The organism is Sphingomonas sp. MA1305, from assembly GCF_016107325.1.
GTDB lineage: Bacteria > Pseudomonadota > Alphaproteobacteria > Sphingomonadales > Sphingomonadaceae > Sphingomonas.
The window spans coordinates 14,045-31,618 of the sequence record NZ_RCVT01000003.1; the positions used below are offsets into that span (position 1 = coordinate 14,045).

Annotated in this window: 15 protein-coding genes; 5 read left to right on the forward strand and 10 right to left on the reverse strand. The window is 68.2% G+C overall.

The window, feature by feature from the left end; translation table 11 throughout:
* Positions 1-70 precede the first annotated feature (70 nt).
* From D9601_RS13150 to D9601_RS13160, 3 genes are read right to left on the reverse strand one after another with little or no spacing between them, the layout of a single operon-like run.
* Positions 71-712: a LutC/YkgG family protein gene (locus D9601_RS13150; protein ID WP_332837998.1), complete on the reverse strand. Its 642-nt coding sequence runs from the start codon at positions 710-712 to the stop codon at positions 71-73.
* On the reverse strand, positions 709-2,115 hold the full coding sequence (locus tag D9601_RS13155) for a lactate utilization protein B (protein ID WP_198354521.1): 1,407 nt from the start codon (positions 2,113-2,115) through the stop codon (positions 709-711). The genes D9601_RS13150 and D9601_RS13155 overlap by 4 nt, the downstream gene beginning before the upstream one ends.
* Complete coding sequence (locus tag D9601_RS13160; protein ID WP_198354522.1) at positions 2,112-2,894, reverse strand: (Fe-S)-binding protein; 783 nt, start codon at positions 2,892-2,894, stop codon at positions 2,112-2,114. The genes D9601_RS13155 and D9601_RS13160 overlap by 4 nt, the downstream gene beginning before the upstream one ends.
* 233 nt (positions 2,895-3,127) lie before the next feature.
* Between D9601_RS13160 and rhmD the strand changes: the two genes are divergently transcribed.
* From rhmD to rhaT, 5 genes are all read left to right on the forward strand, one after another.
* On the forward strand, positions 3,128-4,312 hold the full coding sequence (rhmD, locus tag D9601_RS13165; RefSeq protein ID WP_198354877.1) for an L-rhamnonate dehydratase: 1,185 nt from the start codon (positions 3,128-3,130) through the stop codon (positions 4,310-4,312).
* A gap of 18 nt (positions 4,313-4,330) precedes the next feature.
* Complete coding sequence (locus D9601_RS13170) at positions 4,331-5,188, forward strand: fumarylacetoacetate hydrolase family protein (protein WP_198354523.1); 858 nt, start codon at positions 4,331-4,333, stop codon at positions 5,186-5,188.
* Positions 5,185-5,934: an SDR family NAD(P)-dependent oxidoreductase gene (locus tag D9601_RS13175; RefSeq protein WP_198354524.1), complete on the forward strand. Its 750-nt coding sequence runs from the start codon at positions 5,185-5,187 to the stop codon at positions 5,932-5,934. Before D9601_RS13170 ends, D9601_RS13175 begins: the two co-directional genes overlap by 4 nt.
* A gap of 72 nt (positions 5,935-6,006) precedes the next feature.
* A complete protein-coding gene (locus D9601_RS13180; RefSeq protein ID WP_198354525.1) occupies positions 6,007-6,909 on the forward strand; it encodes an amidohydrolase family protein in 903 nt (300 codons plus the stop codon).
* A complete protein-coding gene (gene rhaT / locus D9601_RS13185; RefSeq protein WP_198354526.1) occupies positions 6,906-7,964 on the forward strand; it encodes an L-rhamnose/proton symporter RhaT in 1,059 nt (352 codons plus the stop codon). The genes D9601_RS13180 and rhaT overlap by 4 nt, the downstream gene beginning before the upstream one ends.
* An 85-nt stretch (positions 7,965-8,049) precedes the next feature.
* Here the strand turns inward: rhaT and D9601_RS13190 are convergent, their stop codons facing one another.
* The 7 genes from D9601_RS13190 to D9601_RS13220 form a co-directional block, all read right to left on the reverse strand.
* On the reverse strand, positions 8,050-9,588 hold the full coding sequence (locus D9601_RS13190; protein ID WP_198354527.1) for an MFS transporter: 1,539 nt from the start codon (positions 9,586-9,588) through the stop codon (positions 8,050-8,052).
* Positions 9,589-9,714: 126 nt separating this feature from the next.
* Positions 9,715-10,830 (reverse strand): beta-galactosidase BglB, encoded by a 1,116-nt coding sequence (bglB, locus tag D9601_RS13195; RefSeq protein WP_198354528.1) that lies wholly within the window; start codon positions 10,828-10,830, stop codon positions 9,715-9,717.
* 1 nt (position 10,831) lies between these two features.
* Positions 10,832-13,843, reverse strand: a complete 3,012-nt coding sequence (locus D9601_RS13200) for a glycoside hydrolase family 35 protein (protein ID WP_198354529.1) — start codon at positions 13,841-13,843, stop codon at positions 10,832-10,834.
* Positions 13,836-14,129, reverse strand: a complete 294-nt coding sequence (gene rhaM / locus D9601_RS13205; RefSeq protein ID WP_198354530.1) for an L-rhamnose mutarotase — start codon at positions 14,127-14,129, stop codon at positions 13,836-13,838. The genes D9601_RS13200 and rhaM overlap by 8 nt, the downstream gene beginning before the upstream one ends.
* Before the next feature lie 102 nt (positions 14,130-14,231).
* Complete coding sequence (locus D9601_RS13210; RefSeq protein WP_198354531.1) at positions 14,232-15,749, reverse strand: rhamnogalacturonidase; 1,518 nt, start codon at positions 15,747-15,749, stop codon at positions 14,232-14,234.
* Positions 15,750-15,753: 4 nt separating this feature from the next.
* Complete coding sequence (locus D9601_RS13215; protein WP_269769683.1) at positions 15,754-16,533, reverse strand: SDR family NAD(P)-dependent oxidoreductase; 780 nt, start codon at positions 16,531-16,533, stop codon at positions 15,754-15,756.
* Between the two features lie 131 nt (positions 16,534-16,664).
* Positions 16,665-17,468, reverse strand: a complete 804-nt coding sequence (locus tag D9601_RS13220; RefSeq protein WP_232474198.1) for an IclR family transcriptional regulator — start codon at positions 17,466-17,468, stop codon at positions 16,665-16,667.
* Positions 17,469-17,574 lie beyond the last annotated feature (106 nt).

The window sequence follows — 17,574 nt, forward strand, 5'->3', positions numbered from 1 at the left end:
AAGCCTGAGCCCCTCCCCTTCAGGGGAGGGGCTTATCTTACCGTCCCTGCCGCACGCAGTAGGACAGCCGCTACCCGAGCACCCGCACCACGTGCAGGAAGCGCGGCCCATGGGCGCCACGGACGTAGGTGCCCTCGATATCGGTCGTCCCCGACACGCCGGTGATCCAATAGTCCGCGCGCGGTGCCGGCCCGGGCAGGACCGCCTCCTCCAGATAGGCGACCAGCCGCGGCACGACGACGATGTGGTGCAGCGCCAGGAAATTGGGCAGCATCGGCGCATGCGGCCCGGTGCGCATCACCAGCGACCCCGTCTCCGCCACGCCGCATTCGGCCACCGCCAGCGCGACCGGCTCGTCGGGCGCGGCCTGGGTGTGGCGCTCGAACGCCGACCAGTCGCTCGCCGCCAGCCGCGGGTCGGCCGGCATGCACAGCGACAAGGGGAGCGCCTGTTCCGCGCAATAGGCCGCCACCGCGGCGGGCACCTCCGCCATCGTGGCGACCGTGGCCAGCGACGCCGCGACGCTTGGCAGCGTCAACCGCTCGGCAAATATCGTCTCGACAGCCTCTGCCGCCACCACTGGCCGCTCCGCCCCGACCAGCAGCGCCGCGGCGGCGGCATCCAGATCGGCGACCCCGGACGCACCGGGTGGCGCGGGCGAGGGGGCGGGACGATCCGCCAGCGCGCGCAGAATGTCGTCCCGCGCGCTCACCGCCGCCGGTCCTTCTTATATTGCGCCATGAAACTCTCCGCCGCCGGCCGCGGCATGTCTCGGTAGCGCGTCCAGCCGCCGGCGAAGGGCAGCGACGACAGCCAGCCGGTCCGCCCGACCAGCCGCATCGCACGGATCGCCGCCGCGGTCGCCGCGCGGTACAGCGCCGGCCGCCGCGCCACCCAGGCCCAGGCGGCAAGGCCGCTGCGCAGCGACGCCGGTTCCAGCCCCTCGCGCCAGCTCTTCTCGCGCCAGCCGCGCAGCAGCGTCGGCAGCGGAATGCGAACCGGGCAGACCTCCTGGCACTTGCCGTTGAGCGTGCAGGCGTTGGGCAGGTCGCGGCTTACGGCCAGCCCGTCGAGCGCGGGGGTCAGCACCGCACCCATCGGCCCCGGATAGGTGCCGCCATAGGCATGGCCGCCGATCTGCCGGAAGACGACGCAATGGTTCATGCAGGCGCCGCAGCGGATGCAGCGCAGCATTTCCGCAAGCCCGTCGCTGCGCATCCGCGTGCGGCCGTTGTCGACCAGCACGATGTGCATCTCGTCCGGCCCATCCGCGTCGCCGCGGCGCTTGGGGCCGGTGTAGAAGGTCGTGTACTGGGTCAGCGCCGCGCCGGTCGCCGAGCGGGCGAGCAGCCGCAGCAAGGGCACGGCATGCGCCATCGACGGCACGATCTTCTCGATGCCGGCGGTGACGATCTGCATCCGCGGCGGCACCAGCGACAGTTCGGCATTGCCTTCGTTGGTGACCGTGCACACCGCGCCGGTGTCGGCGATCAGGAAGTTGGCGCCGGAGATGCCGACGTCGGCGCCCAGCATTCCCTCGCGCAAGTGACGTCGGGCGCTTTCCGCCATTGCCGCGATCGTCTCGTCGGCATGCGGCACGCGATGGCTCGCCTTGAACAGCGCCGACACCTGTTCGCGCGTCTTGTGCATCGCCGGCCAGATGATGTGCGACGGCCGTTCATCGGCGAGTTGGATGATATGTTCGGCAAGGTCCGTTTCGACCCGCGCGATCCCCGCCTCGGCCAGCGCATGGGGCAGGCCGATCTCCTCGCCCAGCATCGACTTGGAGCGCGCGACGCTTTTTGCGCCCGCCTTGCGGCACAGGTCGACGACGATCGCGCACGCCTCCTCCGACGTGCGTGCCCAGTGGACGACGGCGCCGGCGGCGGTCGCATTGGCCTCGAACCGCTCCAGATAGGCGCGGAGATTGGCGATCACATGGTCCTTGATCGCCGCGGCCCGATCCCGCGCCGCTTCGAAATCGGGGAAGGCCGCCACCGCCACGGCACGTTTTGCCTCGGCGGTGCCGGCGGTGCGCTCGACCGCGATCTTGAGGTTGTGGTCGGCCAGCGCGGCATCGACGCGACGGTCGAACGTGTCGGCGGCGGCGCTCACGCCTCTTCCCCGATCGCGGGGCCGTCGCCCATGCCGGCGAGCAGTTCGACGGTGTGGAAGGCGCGCACCCGCGAGCCGTCGCGGTGCAGCTTGCCCGCCATGTTCATCAGGCAGCCGAGGTCGCCCGACAGCAGCAGATCGGCGCCGGTGGCGTCGATCGCCGCCGCCTTTTCCCCGACGATCGCATTGGAGATGGCGGGGTATTTGACGCAGAAGGTGCCCCCGAAGCCGCAGCACGTCTCCTCGCCGGCGAGCGGCGTCAGCCTTAGGCCGGCGACGGCGCCGAGCAGCCGCCGCGGCTGGCGCTTGATGCCGAGCTCACGCAGGCCCGAGCAGCTGTCGTGATAGGCGGCGGTGGCGGGGAGGGTGACGCCGTCCGGCCGCCAGCCGCGCGCCTCGTCGAGATAGGCGAGGATCTCCCAGGTCTTTGCCGCCAGCGCCCGGGCCCGCCCGATCCACGCCGGATCGTCCTCCAATATCTCGGGATAGTGGACGCGGATGGTCGCCGCACACGATCCCGACGGCACGACGACGGCGTCATGGCCCTCGAGCAGCGCGATCGTCCGCCGGGCGAGGTCTGCGGCGGTGGCGCGGTCGCCCGAATTGAGCGCCGGCTGGCCGCAGCAGGTCTGGCCCGCGGGCACGATCACCTCGCATCCCGCCGCCTCCAGCGCGGCGATCGCGGCGAAGCCGACGCGCGGCCGGATCAGGTCGACGAGGCAGGTGACGAACAGCGCGACGCGCGGCGCGTCGCGGGGGGCGGGGCAAGGCTGGTCCATGGCTGTCGCGTGTTCCACCAAAAAGCCCCTCGATCCTGCCGTGACGCCTATCGCCGGGGTACGCAACCGGTGATTTGTCCTATCACTGCCGCGGCCGCGTTGACGCCGCTATTACCATCCACTAACAAGCTATCTCATAAAATGAAACTTGCCAAGGATCGCACGGCTCTGGCCGGACCGTCCTATGCGCGAGGTTCGCGAAGTTTGTGAGAAGAGGAGCTGACGTGGCGATCGTGTCCTTGCCCAAGATCAAGCATGTGCGGGCCTTTACGGTGCGCGGCGGCGGCGCCGACTATCACGACCAGGGCGCGGGCCATTGGATCGACGACCATATCGCCACCCCGATGAGCCGCTATCCCGAATACCGCCAGTCGCGGCAGAGCTTCGGCATCAACGTGCTCGGCACCTTGGTGGTCGAGATCGAGGCTGAGGACGGCACGATCGGCTTCGCGGTGACGACCGGCGGCGAGCCGGCCTGCTATATCGTCGAGAAGCATCTCGCCCGCTTCCTCGAAGGACGTGCGCCCACCGATTACGAGAAGATCTGGGACCAGATGTACTTCTCGACCCAATATTACGGCCGCAAGGGGCTGGTCATCAACGCCATCTCCGGCGTCGACCTCGCGCTCTGGGACCTGCTCGGCAAGCTCCGGCAGGAGCCGGTCTACCACCTGCTCGGCGGCGCGGTGCGCGACGAGCTGCAATTCTACGCCACCGGCGCGCGGCCGGACGTCGCCAAGGAACTGGGCTTCATCGGCGGCAAGATGCCGCTCCACCACGGTCCGGCCGAAGGGATCGAGGGTCTTAAAAAGAACATCGCCGAGCTTGCCGACATGCGCGCGAAGGTCGGGCCCGACTTCTGGCTGATGTGGGATTGCTGGATGGCGCTCGACGTCGACTATGCGACCCGCCTCGCCATCGCCGCGCACGAGCATGGCTTGAAATGGATCGAGGAGGCGATCAGCCCCGACGATTATTGGGGCTACCAACAGCTCAAGCGCAACGTGCCCAAGGGCATGCTGGTGACCACCGGCGAGCATGAGGCGACGCGCTGGGGCTTCCGCATGCTGATCGAGATGGACACCTGCGACATCCTCCAGCCCGACGTCGGCTGGTGCGGCGGCGTCACCGAGCTGCTCAAGATCAGCGCGCTGGCCGATGCCCATGGCAAGATGGTCGTGCCGCACGGTTCCTCGGTCTACAGCTACCATTTCGTCGTGACGCGCCACAACTCGCCCTTCGCCGAGTTCCTGATGATGCATCCCGGCCCGACCGAGGTGGTGCCGATGTTCGCGCCGCAGCTGCTCGGCGAGCCGGTGCCCGAGAACGGCCGTATCCGCGCCAGCGCGTTGGACAAGCCCGGCTTCGGCGTCGAGCTCAACCGCGACATCGCGATGCATCGCCCCTACACCCACTGATCCGAAAGACCCCAGACCATGAAGCTCTGCCGCTATGGCCAGCCCGGCCAGGAAAAGCCCGGCGTGGTCGATGCCGATGGCACTATCCGCGACCTGTCGGGCGTCATCGCCGACCTGACGATCGACACGATGCCGCAGGCGCTCGCCGCCGACGTCGCGTCGCTGCCCGCCGTCGAGGGGAGCCCGCGCTACGGCGTGCCGCTGAAGGGCATCGGCAAGATCGTCGCGATCGGCCTCAACTATCGCGACCATGCGATCGAATCGAACCTGCCGATCCCGACCGAGCCGATGATGTTCATGAAGGCGCTGTCCAGCCTGTCGGGACCGAACGACGACGTCGTCCTGCCCAAGGGCTCGACACACGGCGACTGGGAGGTCGAGCTTGGCGTGATCATCGGCAAGACCTGCCGCTACGTGTCCGAGGACGAGGCGCTCGACAAGGTCGCCGGCTACGTCCTCGCCAATGACGTGTCCGAGCGCTTCAACCAGAAGCAGCGCGGCACGCAATGGTCGAAGGGCAAGGGCCATGACACCTTCTGCCCCGTCGGCCCCTGGCTGGTGACGCCCGACGAGGTCGGTGACGCGCAGGCGCTCGACATGCATCTCGACGTCAACGGTGAGCGGATGCAGACCGGCAACACGCGGACGATGATCTTCAACCTCAAGCAGCTGATCAGCTACGTCAGCGAGTACATCACCCTCTATCCCGGCGACCTGCTGATCACCGGCACCCCGCCCGGCGTCGGCGAGGGCAAGAAGCCCGAGGCGATCTACCTCAAGGCGGGCGACGTGATGGAGCTCGGCATCGAGAAGCTCGGCACCCAGCGGCAGAATGTCGTCGCCTGGCGCCACCTTGGCGACGGAGCGATCGCATGACCGTCTATGCGGGCCGCTATGCCGGCCGCTCGGCGGTGATCACCGGCGGCGCGTCGGGCCTGGGCAAGGACGTCGCCAAGCGGATCGTCGCCGAGGGCGGCCAGGTCGTGCTGTGGGACATGAACGCCGATGCGCTGGAGGCAGCGAAGGCGGAAGTCGGCGCCGCCGGCGTGACCGCGGTCGACGTCTCCGACGCGCAGGCGGTCGCCGCGGCGGCCGAGGCGGCGGTGGCGACGCTCGGCAGGATCGACGTGCTGGTCTGTTCGGCGGGCATCACCGGCGCGACCGCGCCGGTCCACGACTATCCGATCGACAGCTGGCTGCAGGTCGTCGGCGTCAACCTGAACGGCCTGTTCTTCTGCAACCGCGCGATCGTGCCGCACATGCTGGCCAATGGCTATGGCCGGATCGTCAACGTCGCCTCGGTCGCGGGCAAGGAGGGCAATCCCAACGCCTCGGCCTATTCGGCGACCAAGGCGGGCGTCATCGGCTTGACCAAGAGCCTGGGCAAGGAACTGGCGGGCAAGGGCATCATCGCCAATGCGCTGACGCCTGCGACCTTCGAAAGCCCGATCCTTGCCCAGCTGCCGCAGAGCCAGGTCGATTACATGCGCTCCAAGATCCCGATGGGGCGGCTGGGCGAAGTGCATGAATCCGCCGCCATGGTCTGCTTCATGGCGAGCGAGGAATGCAGCTTCACCACCGCCTCCACCTTCGATACCTCCGGGGGGCGGACGACCTACTAGTCGATATGGCCGCGACCGCCCAACCAGAGGCGGCGCGGCCTTTTTGCATATTTGCCCAGCTGGGGAGGGCTGATGACCGATTTGCCGTTCGTCGACGCGCACATCCATTTGTGGGACCTTGCCCACCTGCGCTATCCGTGGCTCAGCCCCCCCTTCGACGACAGCGGTCCCAACGGCAGCGTCGAGCCGATCGCCCGAAACTTCGACGTCACCGACTATCGCGCGCTGTTGGCGCGGTGGAACGTGGTCGGCGCGGTCCACATTGATGCCGGCGCGCACGCCGACGACGCGCTCGCCGAGACCGAATGGCTGGAGGGGCAGGGGGACGTCCTGCCGAACGGCATCGTCGCCTTCGCCGCGCTCGATCATCCGGCGGTCGACACCGTGCTGGCGCAGCAGGCCGCCCATGCCCGCGTCCGCGGCATCCGCCACATCGTCAACTGGCATCCCGATGTGCGCCGCAGCTACACAGCCCGAGACCTGACGCAGGACCCGCAATGGCAGGCCGGCTTCGCCGCGCTCGGCCGGCACGGCCTGTCGTTCGACCTGCAATGCTATCCCGGTCAGATGCCGGGGCTGGTGCCGCTGCTCGCCCGCCATCCGGAGGTGCCGGTGATGATCAACCACCTCGGCATGCCAGTGCTGAGCGATGCCGATGGCGTCGCCGACTGGCGCAAGGGGATGGCGGCGCTTGCCGGGCTGCCGCATGTCGCGGTCAAGATCTCGGGCTTCGGCTTCATCCGGCGCGACTGGTCGCTTGCCGATGTCGCGCCCTTCGTGCGTGAGGCGATCGACCTGTTCGGGCCGGACCGCTGCATGATGGCGAGCGACGTGCCGACCGACCTGCTGTTCGCCGACATCGATCGGTGCATGGAGGCGCTGCACGCCGTCGTCGCCGACCATGGCGAGGCCGACCGCCGCGCGATGTTCGCTGGCAACGCCAACCGCCTCTACCGCCTGGAGCTGCCGCTATGACCCCCAATCCGCTGATCGGCGTCCTCTACCACTGGCTCGGCGGCCTCGCCTCGGCGAGCTTCTATGTGCCGTTCAAGGGCGTGAAGCGCTGGTCCTGGGAGATCTACTGGCTGACCGGCGGCGTGTTCTCCTGGGTGGTCGCGCCGTGGCTGTTCGCCAGCCTACAGACCAACGACCTGCTCGGCGTCCTGTCGCACGCGCCGGCCGGCGCCTTCTGGTGGCCGATCTTCTTCGGCGTGCTATGGGGTTTCGGCGGCCTCGGCTACGGCCTCGTCATGCGCTACCTCGGCCTGTCGCTCGGCATGGCGGTGGTGCTGGGGCTGTGCACCGTCTTCGGCACGCTGATCCCGCCGCTGTTCACCGGCGAGTTCCACGCCAAGCTGCTCGCAACGACGTCGGGCAATATCGTGCTGCTCGGCATCGCGCTGACGCTGGCCGGGATCATCGTCGTCGCGGTCGCCGGCGCGCGCAAGGACGCATTGCTCAGCCCCGAGCAGAAGGCCGCGGTGGTCGCCGAATTCGATTTCCGCAAGGGCATCATCGTCGCGATCTTCGCCGGCATCATGTCCGCCTGTTTCGCCTTCGGCCTCGCCGCGGGCGAGCCGATCAAGGGCCTGTCCGCCGCGGCGGGCACGGGGCCGCTGTGGACCGGCCTGCCGGTGCTGTGCCTCGTCATGGGCGGCGGTCTGGTCACCAACGGCCTGTGGTGCGCCTGGCTGATCGCCAAGAACCGCAGTGCCGGGCAATGGGTCGGGCAGGCGCACGCCGAAGGCCGCCCGCCGCTTGCGGTCAACTACGCGCTCAGCGCGCTCGCCGGCGTCACCTGGTATTTCCAGTTCTTCTTCTACACGATGGGCGAAAGCCAGATGGGGCGGCTCGGCTTCTCCAGCTGGACGCTGCACATGGCGTCGATCATCATCTTCGGCACCTTGTGGGGCTTTGCCTTCCGCGAGTGGAAGGGCACCGGCGCGCGGATCAAGGCGGTGGTGTGGAGCGGCATCGGCCTGCTGCTGATCGCGACGGTGGTGATCGGCTACGGCAACAGCCTGGCGTGACACCTCAGTGCTCCTGCGAAAGCGGGAGCCCAGGGTTGCGAACGTTGCGCCTTGTGGCTCTGGGCTCCTGCGTGCGCAGGAGCCCTTACTTCGCCGCCACCGGATTGTTGCCCCACAGCCGGTCGTAGGACCAGCCTGACAGGTCCTCGACCACCGCCGCGTGCTCGGGGTCGCTGGGCCTCCGCTCGCCGCTGCGGAAGCATTCGATCTCGTCGAGCAGGATCGCATGCGTGCGCGGCGTCAGGTGGAAACGGGTCGAGACGAGCACCCCGAACACCAGCATCGCCAGCGTGCCCGCGCCGAGCACGCCGACGATCGCGGCGATCGCGGTGGGGCTCTGCACGGTCGCCTTGGAGACGAAGCCCGACGCCTGCATCACCTGGCCGACGAGGATCACGGCGAGCGCCTGGCTCATCTTGCGCACGAAGGTCATCACGCCGGCGAAGGCGCCTTCGCGGCGGCGGCCGGTGACGATCTCGTCGACGTCGGCCATGTAATTGTAGGTCGCCCAGGGGATGTAGTTGAGCGCGCCGCGGCCGAGACCGGCGAACACCACCGGCAGCCAGAACAGCGCCGAGGTCGCCGTATAGCCGGCCGCGTACATCGCCAGGAAGATGATTACGCCGATGGCGAAGCTGAGCGCCGCGAAGCGGTAGGCGGCGGCTGGGGACAGGCGCAGCGCGAAATTGATCGCCAGCACCACCGCGATCAGCTGGACGATGTAGGTCACGCCGACGAGATTGGCGACGATGCCGGTCGTGCCGGCGAGCGCGAAGATGACGAAATAGGTGAAGGCGGCGTTGTAGATGTCCTGGCTGATATAGCCGCCCAGATACATGCCGAGGTGCAGCCGGAACGCGCGGATGCGCAGCGTCGAGAACAGGTTGCGATACAGCGCCGCGAACGCCGCGCCGAGCGTCGGCCGTTCCCGCGCGCCCTCGTCCTCGTCGAGCCCCGGCGGCCGCTGCCGCTCCCAGCTGAAGGTATAGAGCAGCCCCGCCGCGCCCATGAACAGGACGGAGAAGATGATGCCCATATACAGGTAGGTGTCGGGCGAGTTCGGGCCGAGATAGCTGATCAGCCAGCCGGGCAGGAAGGCGGCAGCGATCGCCGACACCTGGCCGCAGAGGATGCGCGCGCCGGCGAACTTCGCCTTGGTGCGGTAATCGGTCGCCATCTCGCTGGCGAGCGTCTCATAGGGGATGATCTCCATCGCATAGACCATCTCGAACAGGACGTAGGTAACGAGATAATACCAGAAGCCCTGGCCCGCGACCCACATGATCGCGAAGCTGGGGAGAAGCGGGATCGCGGCGAGGATGAAGACGCGGCGGCGGCCGAATCGGCGCCCCAGCCAGCTGCGCCCGAGCGTGTCGGAGAGATGGCCGATCGTCGGGCTAGTGAAGGCGTCGAGGACACGCGCGACGCCGAAGATGATCGTCGCCTGCGCCGCGGACAGGCCGCAGAAGCTGGTGTAGAAGATCAGGATCCAGGTCGAGATGACCGCCATCGACCCCGCGCCGAGCACGTCGTTCGAGCCATAGGCGAGGAGATTGTACCAGCGTACCGGGCGGGCCGGGTGCGTCGGTAATGCCGGACGCGCGGCAATCGGATCGGTGGCCATTTCTCTCTCCTCAAGCCCCTCGCCTTTGGGGGAGGGGTTGGGGGTGGGGCGTTTCCACCAGCTTAGCGTTTGCCGAACTGCCCCACCCCAACCCCTCCCCTGAAGGGGAGGGGCTATGCTTCGTCGTCAGATATACGTGCGCAGGAACTCGGCGAGCGCGCAGACCGCCAGGCTCTGGCCATAGGGCATCGAGGTCAGCGCGATGTCCTTGTAGAATTGCAGCGTGTCGCCCATCGCGGTGCCGAAGCTGACCTGCTGCAACTCGCCATGCTCGTCGATGTTGGCGAGGACGCCCTTGACCGCCTTGATCCCGACCGCCTCGTAATGGCGCGGCAGATAGCCCTTCCGCACCGCCTTCAGGACGCCATAGGCGAAGCCCGCGGTGGCCGAGGCCTCGAGATAGCTCGACGGATCGACGATCAGCGTGTGCCACAGGCCGGTCTCGGCATCCTGCGTCTGGCTGAGCGTCTTCACCTGCGCCGCCAGCGTATCGATCAGGAACATGCGCAGCGCATCACCCTGCGGCAGGTCGAGGATCTCGATGATCTCGGGGATCGCGATCGTCACCCAGCAATTGCCGCGTGCCCACAAAGCCTCGGCGAAATTGTGCCGGCCGTTGAAGTCCCAGCCGTGGAACCATAGGCCGGTCTTCTTGTCGAAGAGATACTTGATGTGGACGAGGAACTGGCGCTTCGCCTCCTCGACATAGTGCGGGCGGTTCAGCAGCAGGCCGATCTTGGCGAGCGGCAGCACGCTCATCATCAGCGTGTCGTCCCACATCTCGCCCGGATTCTCGTCGTTGTAGACGATGTGCTGGAAGCCGCCCTCCTCGGTCTTGGGCAGGCCGTCCGGCGCCATCAGCCATTCGGCCCAAGTGTCGAGATAGGGGATGTAGCGCGGATCGGGCTCGTGCTCGTAGAGATAGGCGAGGGTGATGAACGGCGCGACCGTATTGATGTTCTTGGTCGGCGTGCCCTCGGCGAAGCGATCCTCGAACCATTGCTTGATGATGGCGAGCGCCGCCCGGTCGCCGGTCTGCTCGTAATAGCGCCACATGCCGAACAGGCCGACGCCGTGGGTCCATTCCCAGCCGGCCCAGCCCTTGGTGTCGATGATCCGGCCGTCTTCGAGATGGAGCAGAAACTCGCCGGTCTCGTCCTTGATGTTGACGAGATTGTCCATCAGCTTGGCGATGGCCTGGGTGACCTCCTGCCGGGGGACGTCGTGGGTGAGGGCGGCCAAGTTACTTCTCCTGGATAAGCTGGTCGGGACGCGCGGGCGCCGCGACCGGGGATACGGGCACGCCACCCCGCACATTGCGCAGCGTGACGAGGTTGACGGCTTCCAGCGCGTCGCCGGGGGCACCGTCCGAGGTGACGGCGAGGGCGATCGTGTTGGCGCCGCGGTGATTGAGGATGCCTTCGGGAATCGGAAAGACACGCTGCGGCCCGACATGGGCGACGAACTGGCCCATGTTCCAGCCGTTGACGAACAGCAGGGCACGGTATTTCGCGACCGAGCGAGGAATGGCCGTGTCGCCGAAAGCGACGGCGATGGTCGCGTCCTGCCCCTTCGGCACGGCAAGGGTGAAAGCGGTGCGATACCAGGTCGTGCCGGGCTTCGGGTTTGCGGCCGGCAGCGTCGCCGACTGCCAGTTGCGATCGTCGAAGCCGGGAAGGTGCCAGCCCATCCGCTCGCCATATTGGCCGCCGCTGTTGGCGGGGCCACGCGCGGGGTCGGGCAACGTCTCGCCGCCCAGCCGGCCTTGCAGCTTCCACGCGATCGGCACGCCGTAACTGCGGCCACCCGGCGCCTCGATCGAGGCGGAGATCAGGCCGCGCGCTTCCTTGTGCGCGTCGTCGACGTCGAGGTCCCAGTTATGGCCGTTGTTGCGCACCATGACGCTGACGACATGCTCGCCGGGCGCCTGTGCCGCAGCGGGCAGGTCGAAGCGGGCAAGGCCGGTGGTGATCGGCCGAGGCAGGCCGCTCGGCAACTCGTTCTGGCCGACGAAGACGCCGTCGACCCACACCTGGATCATCCCCGCGCCGCCCGCGCCGTAGAAGAGCGCGATCTGTTTGGCGTCGGGCGTGCCGGTGAAGCGGCCGCGATACCAGACGTCGCCGTCGTGGAAGCCATAGGCGTCGGCGAGCAGATTGGGCTGGCCGTCGGGACGCGCGGTGATGCTGGCATAGGGAGCGCCACCGGCTGTCTGCCATTGGCTGTCGTCGAACGCGGGGGCTGCTTCGGGCGATCCGGCGGCGCTGCGCCAGCCGGTCAGCCTCGGCAGCGCGAAGGAGGACGGGCCGGGAAGCGTGGCGGTGCGGCTGCCAAGCGGGGTTGTGCGCGTCGCTATCGCGGCGCCGTTCCAGCGGATCGAGCGGACCGACGCGGGCGCCCACACCTCCAGCGGCGTCGCCTCACGCGTGTCGCCGCTGAGCGACAGGATGCCACGGGCAAGATCGGCGCGGCGCACCAGCGCTGGTCCGCGCACCAGTGCCGGACCTTGCCGCCAATAACGTACCGCCTCCGCCTCGTCGGCGAGGATCAGCGTCAGCGGCGGCCGCCCGCCGCCTGCGATCGACACGACCGCCCGGCCGGTATGCGGATAGGACAGGACCAGGTCGCCGCGTGACGCGTCGAACCGGCTCGACGCATGACCTTCGAGGACGCGAACGGTCGGGGCCGATGGGTAGCGCAGCGCCGTCTCGCCCGCCTCGCCGGCGCGGCCGTACAGCAACATCAGGTCGCGGTCGCCGAGCGGCAGCGTCGCCTGCAGTTCCGAGGTCGAATAGACCAGTCGCTGCCCGCCCAGCGTCACGCCCGCGACCAGCCATTTGGCGTCGAAACCGTCGAGCCGCATCTGGCCCGCCTGCGGGAAAGTATAGCGGCCGTCGGGCAGGTCGGCGGTGATCGTGAAGGCGTCGTCGCTCTGCCCGTTCGACGGCTTGTGCGTCACCATCAGGAAGCGCGCGTCGGTCTCCGGACTGCGGTTGTGGTAGACCTGGACCTTGTCGGACGACGCCGTGACGGGGGCGGCCGGCACCATGCCGGCGAGCGACGGCACGCTGGCGATCAGGCCGCCGAGCTGCTTCATCTCCTCCGCCTTTTCGCGGACCTCGCGGTCCTCGGCGATGGCCGAGCCATAATCGTAGCTGGTGAACACCACCGGCGCGGGCAGCCAGCCCCAGCTGGTGCCGCCATAACCCATATAGACCGAATGGATGTCGATGCCGTTGGCGAGATTTGTGCCGTAGAAGACGCGCTGGAAGCGCTTGCCGCGCTGGATCGCGTTGCAGTGGTAGCCGCCGTTCGAGCCCCAATAGTCGAACCAGCCGCCACCGAACTCCGCCAGGAATGCCGGCGTGTCGGGCGAGGCGGAGGCGCCGCCCTTGGCACCGCCGGGTCCGTAGAATCCCCAATCGGGCGCCGCGACGCCGCGCGTCGGCTTGCCCTGCACGGTGCAGGTGCCGCCCGGATAGCCGTCGAAGGCGTAAAGGTCGTTGGGACCCTTCACCACATTGGGAACGCTCGAGCTTTCCGGCACCCAATAGCCGTTGCGCCCCTGATCGTTGTGGAAGATCGGTACGGTGATGCCGTCGGCCCGCGCCTTGGCGTACAGATGATCCATGTACCGGCGCTGCGCCGGGGTGGTCGCCGACAGTTCGTTTTCGATCTGGTGCAGGATCACCGTCCCGCCGTTGTTGATCTGGTGGCGCGCGATGATCGCGTCGATGCGCGTCAGCCACTCGTCGGCGGCGGCCATATAGGCGGGATCGTCGGTGCGCGCCTTGCCCCGCTGGTTGACCAGCCAGCCGGGGAAGCCGCCGCGCGACAGCTCCGCGTTCACATAGGGCCCGGCGCGGGTGATGACGTAGAGCCCTTCCTCCTGCGCCATGGTCAGCACCCGGTCCATGTCGCGGATGCCGGTGAAGTCGTACACGCCCTGCTTCGGGCTGTGGTAGCCCCAGTCGAAATAGAGCGCGACGGTGTTGAAGCCGCTCGCCTTCATCTTCTGCAGGATGTCGCGCCACAGATCAGGGCTGGGCAGGCGGAAGGGGTGGAACTCGCTCGACCAGATCAGCTGGCGCTTGCCGTCGATCATCAGCGAGCGCGCGTCGTAGCTGACCCGACCGAAGGTTTTGACAGGGGCGGACAGGTTTTCGGTGGGGCGGGCGACCTGGGCCGCCGCCGGTGCGCCGAGCAGCGCCAGCGCCGCTCCGCCGGCCAGAAGAGCCAGGCGGCGATCAGTCATGATGGAAGATCAACGGCAGCGGCGTCTCGACCGGGCGGTTGTCCGCCTGCACCTCCATCAGCGGCGCCATATAATCCCACCAGCGCTTCATCACCGGATGGTCGGGCAGGGCATCGCGGCGGTTGTCGTCGGCGAGCTTCAGCACTGCGAAGAGCGCCAGCGTCTGCTCGTCGAGGAAGATCGAATAATCGTGGATGCCGCTGTCGGTCAGCAGCTGGGACAGTTCGGGCCAGATCGCGTCGTGACGGCGGCGATATTCGTCGATGACGCCGGGCTTCAGCTGCATCCGGCATGCATGGATCGACGGCATTGGCTTCCCTCCCTACGACCCATTATGTGGCATTGGTCTATAGAATTTGGTACACACGTCGTAGGGATAGGTCAAATGCTAAGAGCGCCGGGCGGGCGTTCTGCGCACCGTCACGGCGGTGACATCGTCGGCGAGGATGGCCGGCCGCGCGTCGCCGGCGGTGGCCAGATGCAGGCGGTCGATCGTCACGCCGCGCGCGTGGCGCATCCACAGGCCCCAGGCTGGCGTCGGACCGAACATGCTGGGCTCGGGATAGGCCTCAGCCAGCTCGCCCGGCCGGCGCGCCGCATCGTCCGCCGTGCCGCCACCGCGGTAGGACAGGGTGATATCGCTCAGCGCGACATTCTCGACCGGGCGCGACGCCAAGCCGGCGATCGTCGCGGCAAAGCGGTGATCAATGCCGTCGGCCGTGATCTGCGCGATCCGCACGTCGCGGATCGCGCCGATGCCGGTACCGGCCGGGCCGCGCCGCCGATCGCCGATGCGCAGGAACAGCGGCGCCGTGGTGACGTCGGTCATCGTCAGGCGTCGTGCGACGATCCGCTCCATCACCCCGCCGTCGACCGTCTCCAACGCCAGGCCGCGGCAATGCGCGAAGCGGCAATCCTCGATCGTGATGTCGCGGTAGCCGCCGTTGCTTTCCGTCCCCAGCTTGATCCGGCCGGTGACCCGGTCGCGATCGGGAGCGACCTGCTGCGTCGTCGATCGGCGACCGTCGAGCATCGTGCCGAGGTCATAGCCCGACACGGCGCAGTCGCGGATCGCGATCCGCTCCGCCGCGATGCGCTCGCCGAGCGCGAGGCTGCTCTTCACGACGATCGCGTCGTCATTCGGCGTGTTGACCCGGCAGCGCCGCACCACGACGTCTTGGACGCAGTCGAGGTCGATACCGTCGCGGTCGGTGTCGATCGCCAGATCCTCGATCGTCAACTGGCGGGTGCCGGTCGCCAATATGGCGAAATGGCCGCAGCGCAGCATCGAAAAGCCCGACAGGCGGATGTCGCGTCCGCCGCGCAGTGCGATCGCCTTGTTGCCCAGCCCCTGCATGCGCGCGACATCGGGTTCCAATTGCGCGATCTCGGCCGCGCTCATCTGCCGCATCGACAGCGGGCGTTCGCCGGTCTGGGCCTTCCACCGCGCGCCGGGGCCGTCGCGGGTCAGGCCGAGCCCGTGGATCAGACCGGGGCCGACGATCGCCGCCTGCTCGATCCCGTCGCCCCAGAACAGGCTGTTGTGCCAGTGGCTGTGGCCGAAATCCTGGTACAACTGCTCGCCGCGATCCTCCGGCAGGTCGTAGCGGCCGGCGTGCCGGGCGGGATCGGCCGCCTCGATCACCGCGCCCTGGGCGAAGGCGAGCGTGACCCGGCTCTGCAGGCGGATCGAGAAGCACAGGTAGCGGCCGGCGGGGATCACCACCGTGCCGCCACCGGCCCGCGCCGCGGCGGCGATGGCGGCATTGAAGGCGGCGGTGTCGAGCCGTTGCCCGTCACCGCGCGCGCCATGATCGCGCACGTCGAAGGTCGCGGCGGCATGGGCTGGGAAGGGGAGGACGCTCGCCGCCATGCCCAGCCCGACCTGCCGCCGCGTCCAGGTCATCGCCTTACTGCAGGTTCACATAGGCGCCGCCGTCGACCAGCAGCGATGCGCCGGTGACATAGGACGACAGGTCGGAGGCGAGGAAGACGGTGGGGCCGACCAGATCGTCGGGCTGGCCGAGCCGGCCGAGCGGCACCCGGCCTTCCATATATTTGCGCTTGCCCTCGTCGGCGAGGTCGTCCTTGTTGATGTCGGTGAGGATCGTGCCCGGGAACAGCGAATTGCAGCGGATGCCATACTTGCCGAGCGCGATCGCCACCGACTGCATCAACGAATGCAGCCCCGCCTTGGTCGGCGTGTAATGCGTCTGATATTCGCCGCCGACGAGGGCGGAGATCGACGACATGGCGATGATCGACCCGCCGTCGCCCTGCGCGACCATCTGATTGGCCGCCGCCTGCACCATGAAATAGGCGCCGTGCAGATTGACGCGCATCGTCCGTTCGAACGTCTCGACCGGCATGTCGAGGAAGGCGTGGAAGGGACAGATACCGGCATTGTTGACGAAGACGTCGACGCGGCCGAGCGCGTCCGTCGCGCGAGCGACGAAGTCCTTCGCCGTATGCGGATCGGCGACGTCGCCCTGGATCGCGACCCCCTTGCGGCCGAGCGCTTCGATCTCGCGGACCGCGCTGTCGGCGCCGGCGCTGTCGCGGGCGAAGTTCAGCGCGACGTCGGCGCCGTGGCGGGCGCAGCCGATCGCCACGGCACGGCCGATGCCGGCTGACGCCCCGGTGACCAGCACGGTCTTGCCTGCAAGTAACATCGTCTTCTCCTGCGTCATGGTGCCGTTCCTCAAGCGTCATCCCCGCAAAGGCGGGAGTCAGGCCCGCGCGTGGGGTCGTCATCGCAGCGTCAGCGTTTCCGGCTTTCCGCCGGCGCGGAAGTGACGACCGATGGCCGGCCGGGCTTCCGTCAATCCGCGCTCGGTTCGTAACCCAATTCGTGGCTGATCGCGTCGGCGGTCCCACGAACCTCGTCGCTCAGCGTCGTCATCCGGGCATCGCTCATATATTGCGCGGCGCTCGACACACTGATCGCGCCGACGATCTTGCCCGCCGCATCGCGGATCGGCGCGGCGACGCAGCGGATCTGGTCCTCATTCTCCTCGAGGTCGAAGGCGCGGCCACAGGTGGCATAGCCCTGCATCCGCTCGTGCCAGACGGCGTGATCCGCCTTGGGCGCACCGGTCGCCTGGTCGGCATCGAAGCGCTCGCGCCAATAGGCCGGGCTGTGGTCGATCATCAGCGCCTTGCCAAGCCCGGTCGAGGTCAGCGGCTGGCGGTCGCCGACGCGGCTGGAGATCGTGATGCGACGCCGGCCCGGCACCTTGTCGAGGTAGAGGGCGCGATCGCCGTCGAGGATGCCGAGATGGACGGTATCCTCGGTGGCGGCGGCGAGTTCCTCGAGATGCGGCCGCGCGACCTGGACGAGATCGGCCTGCGCCTGCGCCAGCGTGCCGAGCAGCAGCAGCTTGGGCCCGAGGCGATAGCCCGCGCGCGGCGTGAAGGCGAGATAGCCGCGATCGACCAGGGCGGAGAGCAACCGATGCGTCGTGCTCTTGGTCAGGTCGAGCCGTGCGGCGAGCTCGCTGAGCGTCAGCATCTCGTGGCTGACCGCTTCGATCAGGTCGAGGCCGCGCATCAGCGTCTGGCTGCCGGCGCCGACCGGCCCACCGGCGGCGTCAACCTTGTCCATCACTGTCGTCGCCGTCTGCATGTCCATGCTTTAAGGTGCCTCCCCGCACACTGGCAATCGCTATCCGTCCGCCCCGCAAGAAACGCCGGCCATCACAGCGGATCACCGGCGCGGGAGGAACGGACGA

Coding starts and splice junctions, on each gene's coding strand:
- D9601_RS13160 (WP_198354522.1), bottom strand. CDS start 2,894: ATGGACCAGCCTTGCCCCGCCCCCCGCGACGCGCCGCGCGTCGCGCTG.
- D9601_RS13170 (WP_198354523.1), top strand. CDS start 4,331: ATGAAGCTCTGCCGCTATGGCCAGCCCGGCCAGGAAAAGCCCGGCGTG.
- D9601_RS13175 (WP_198354524.1), top strand. CDS start 5,185: ATGACCGTCTATGCGGGCCGCTATGCCGGCCGCTCGGCGGTGATCACC.
- D9601_RS13180 (WP_198354525.1), top strand. CDS start 6,007: ATGACCGATTTGCCGTTCGTCGACGCGCACATCCATTTGTGGGACCTT.
- rhaT (WP_198354526.1), top strand. CDS start 6,906: ATGACCCCCAATCCGCTGATCGGCGTCCTCTACCACTGGCTCGGCGGC.
- D9601_RS13190 (WP_198354527.1), bottom strand. CDS start 9,588: ATGGCCACCGATCCGATTGCCGCGCGTCCGGCATTACCGACGCACCCG.
- D9601_RS13200 (WP_198354529.1), bottom strand. CDS start 13,843: ATGACTGATCGCCGCCTGGCTCTTCTGGCCGGCGGAGCGGCGCTGGCG.
- rhaM (WP_198354530.1), bottom strand. CDS start 14,129: ATGCAGCTGAAGCCCGGCGTCATCGACGAATATCGCCGCCGTCACGAC.
- D9601_RS13210 (WP_198354531.1), bottom strand. CDS start 15,749: ATGACCTGGACGCGGCGGCAGGTCGGGCTGGGCATGGCGGCGAGCGTC.
- D9601_RS13215 (WP_269769683.1), bottom strand. CDS start 16,533: ATGACGCAGGAGAAGACGATGTTACTTGCAGGCAAGACCGTGCTGGTC.
- D9601_RS13220 (WP_232474198.1), bottom strand. CDS start 17,468: ATGCAGACGGCGACGACAGTGATGGACAAGGTTGACGCCGCCGGTGGG.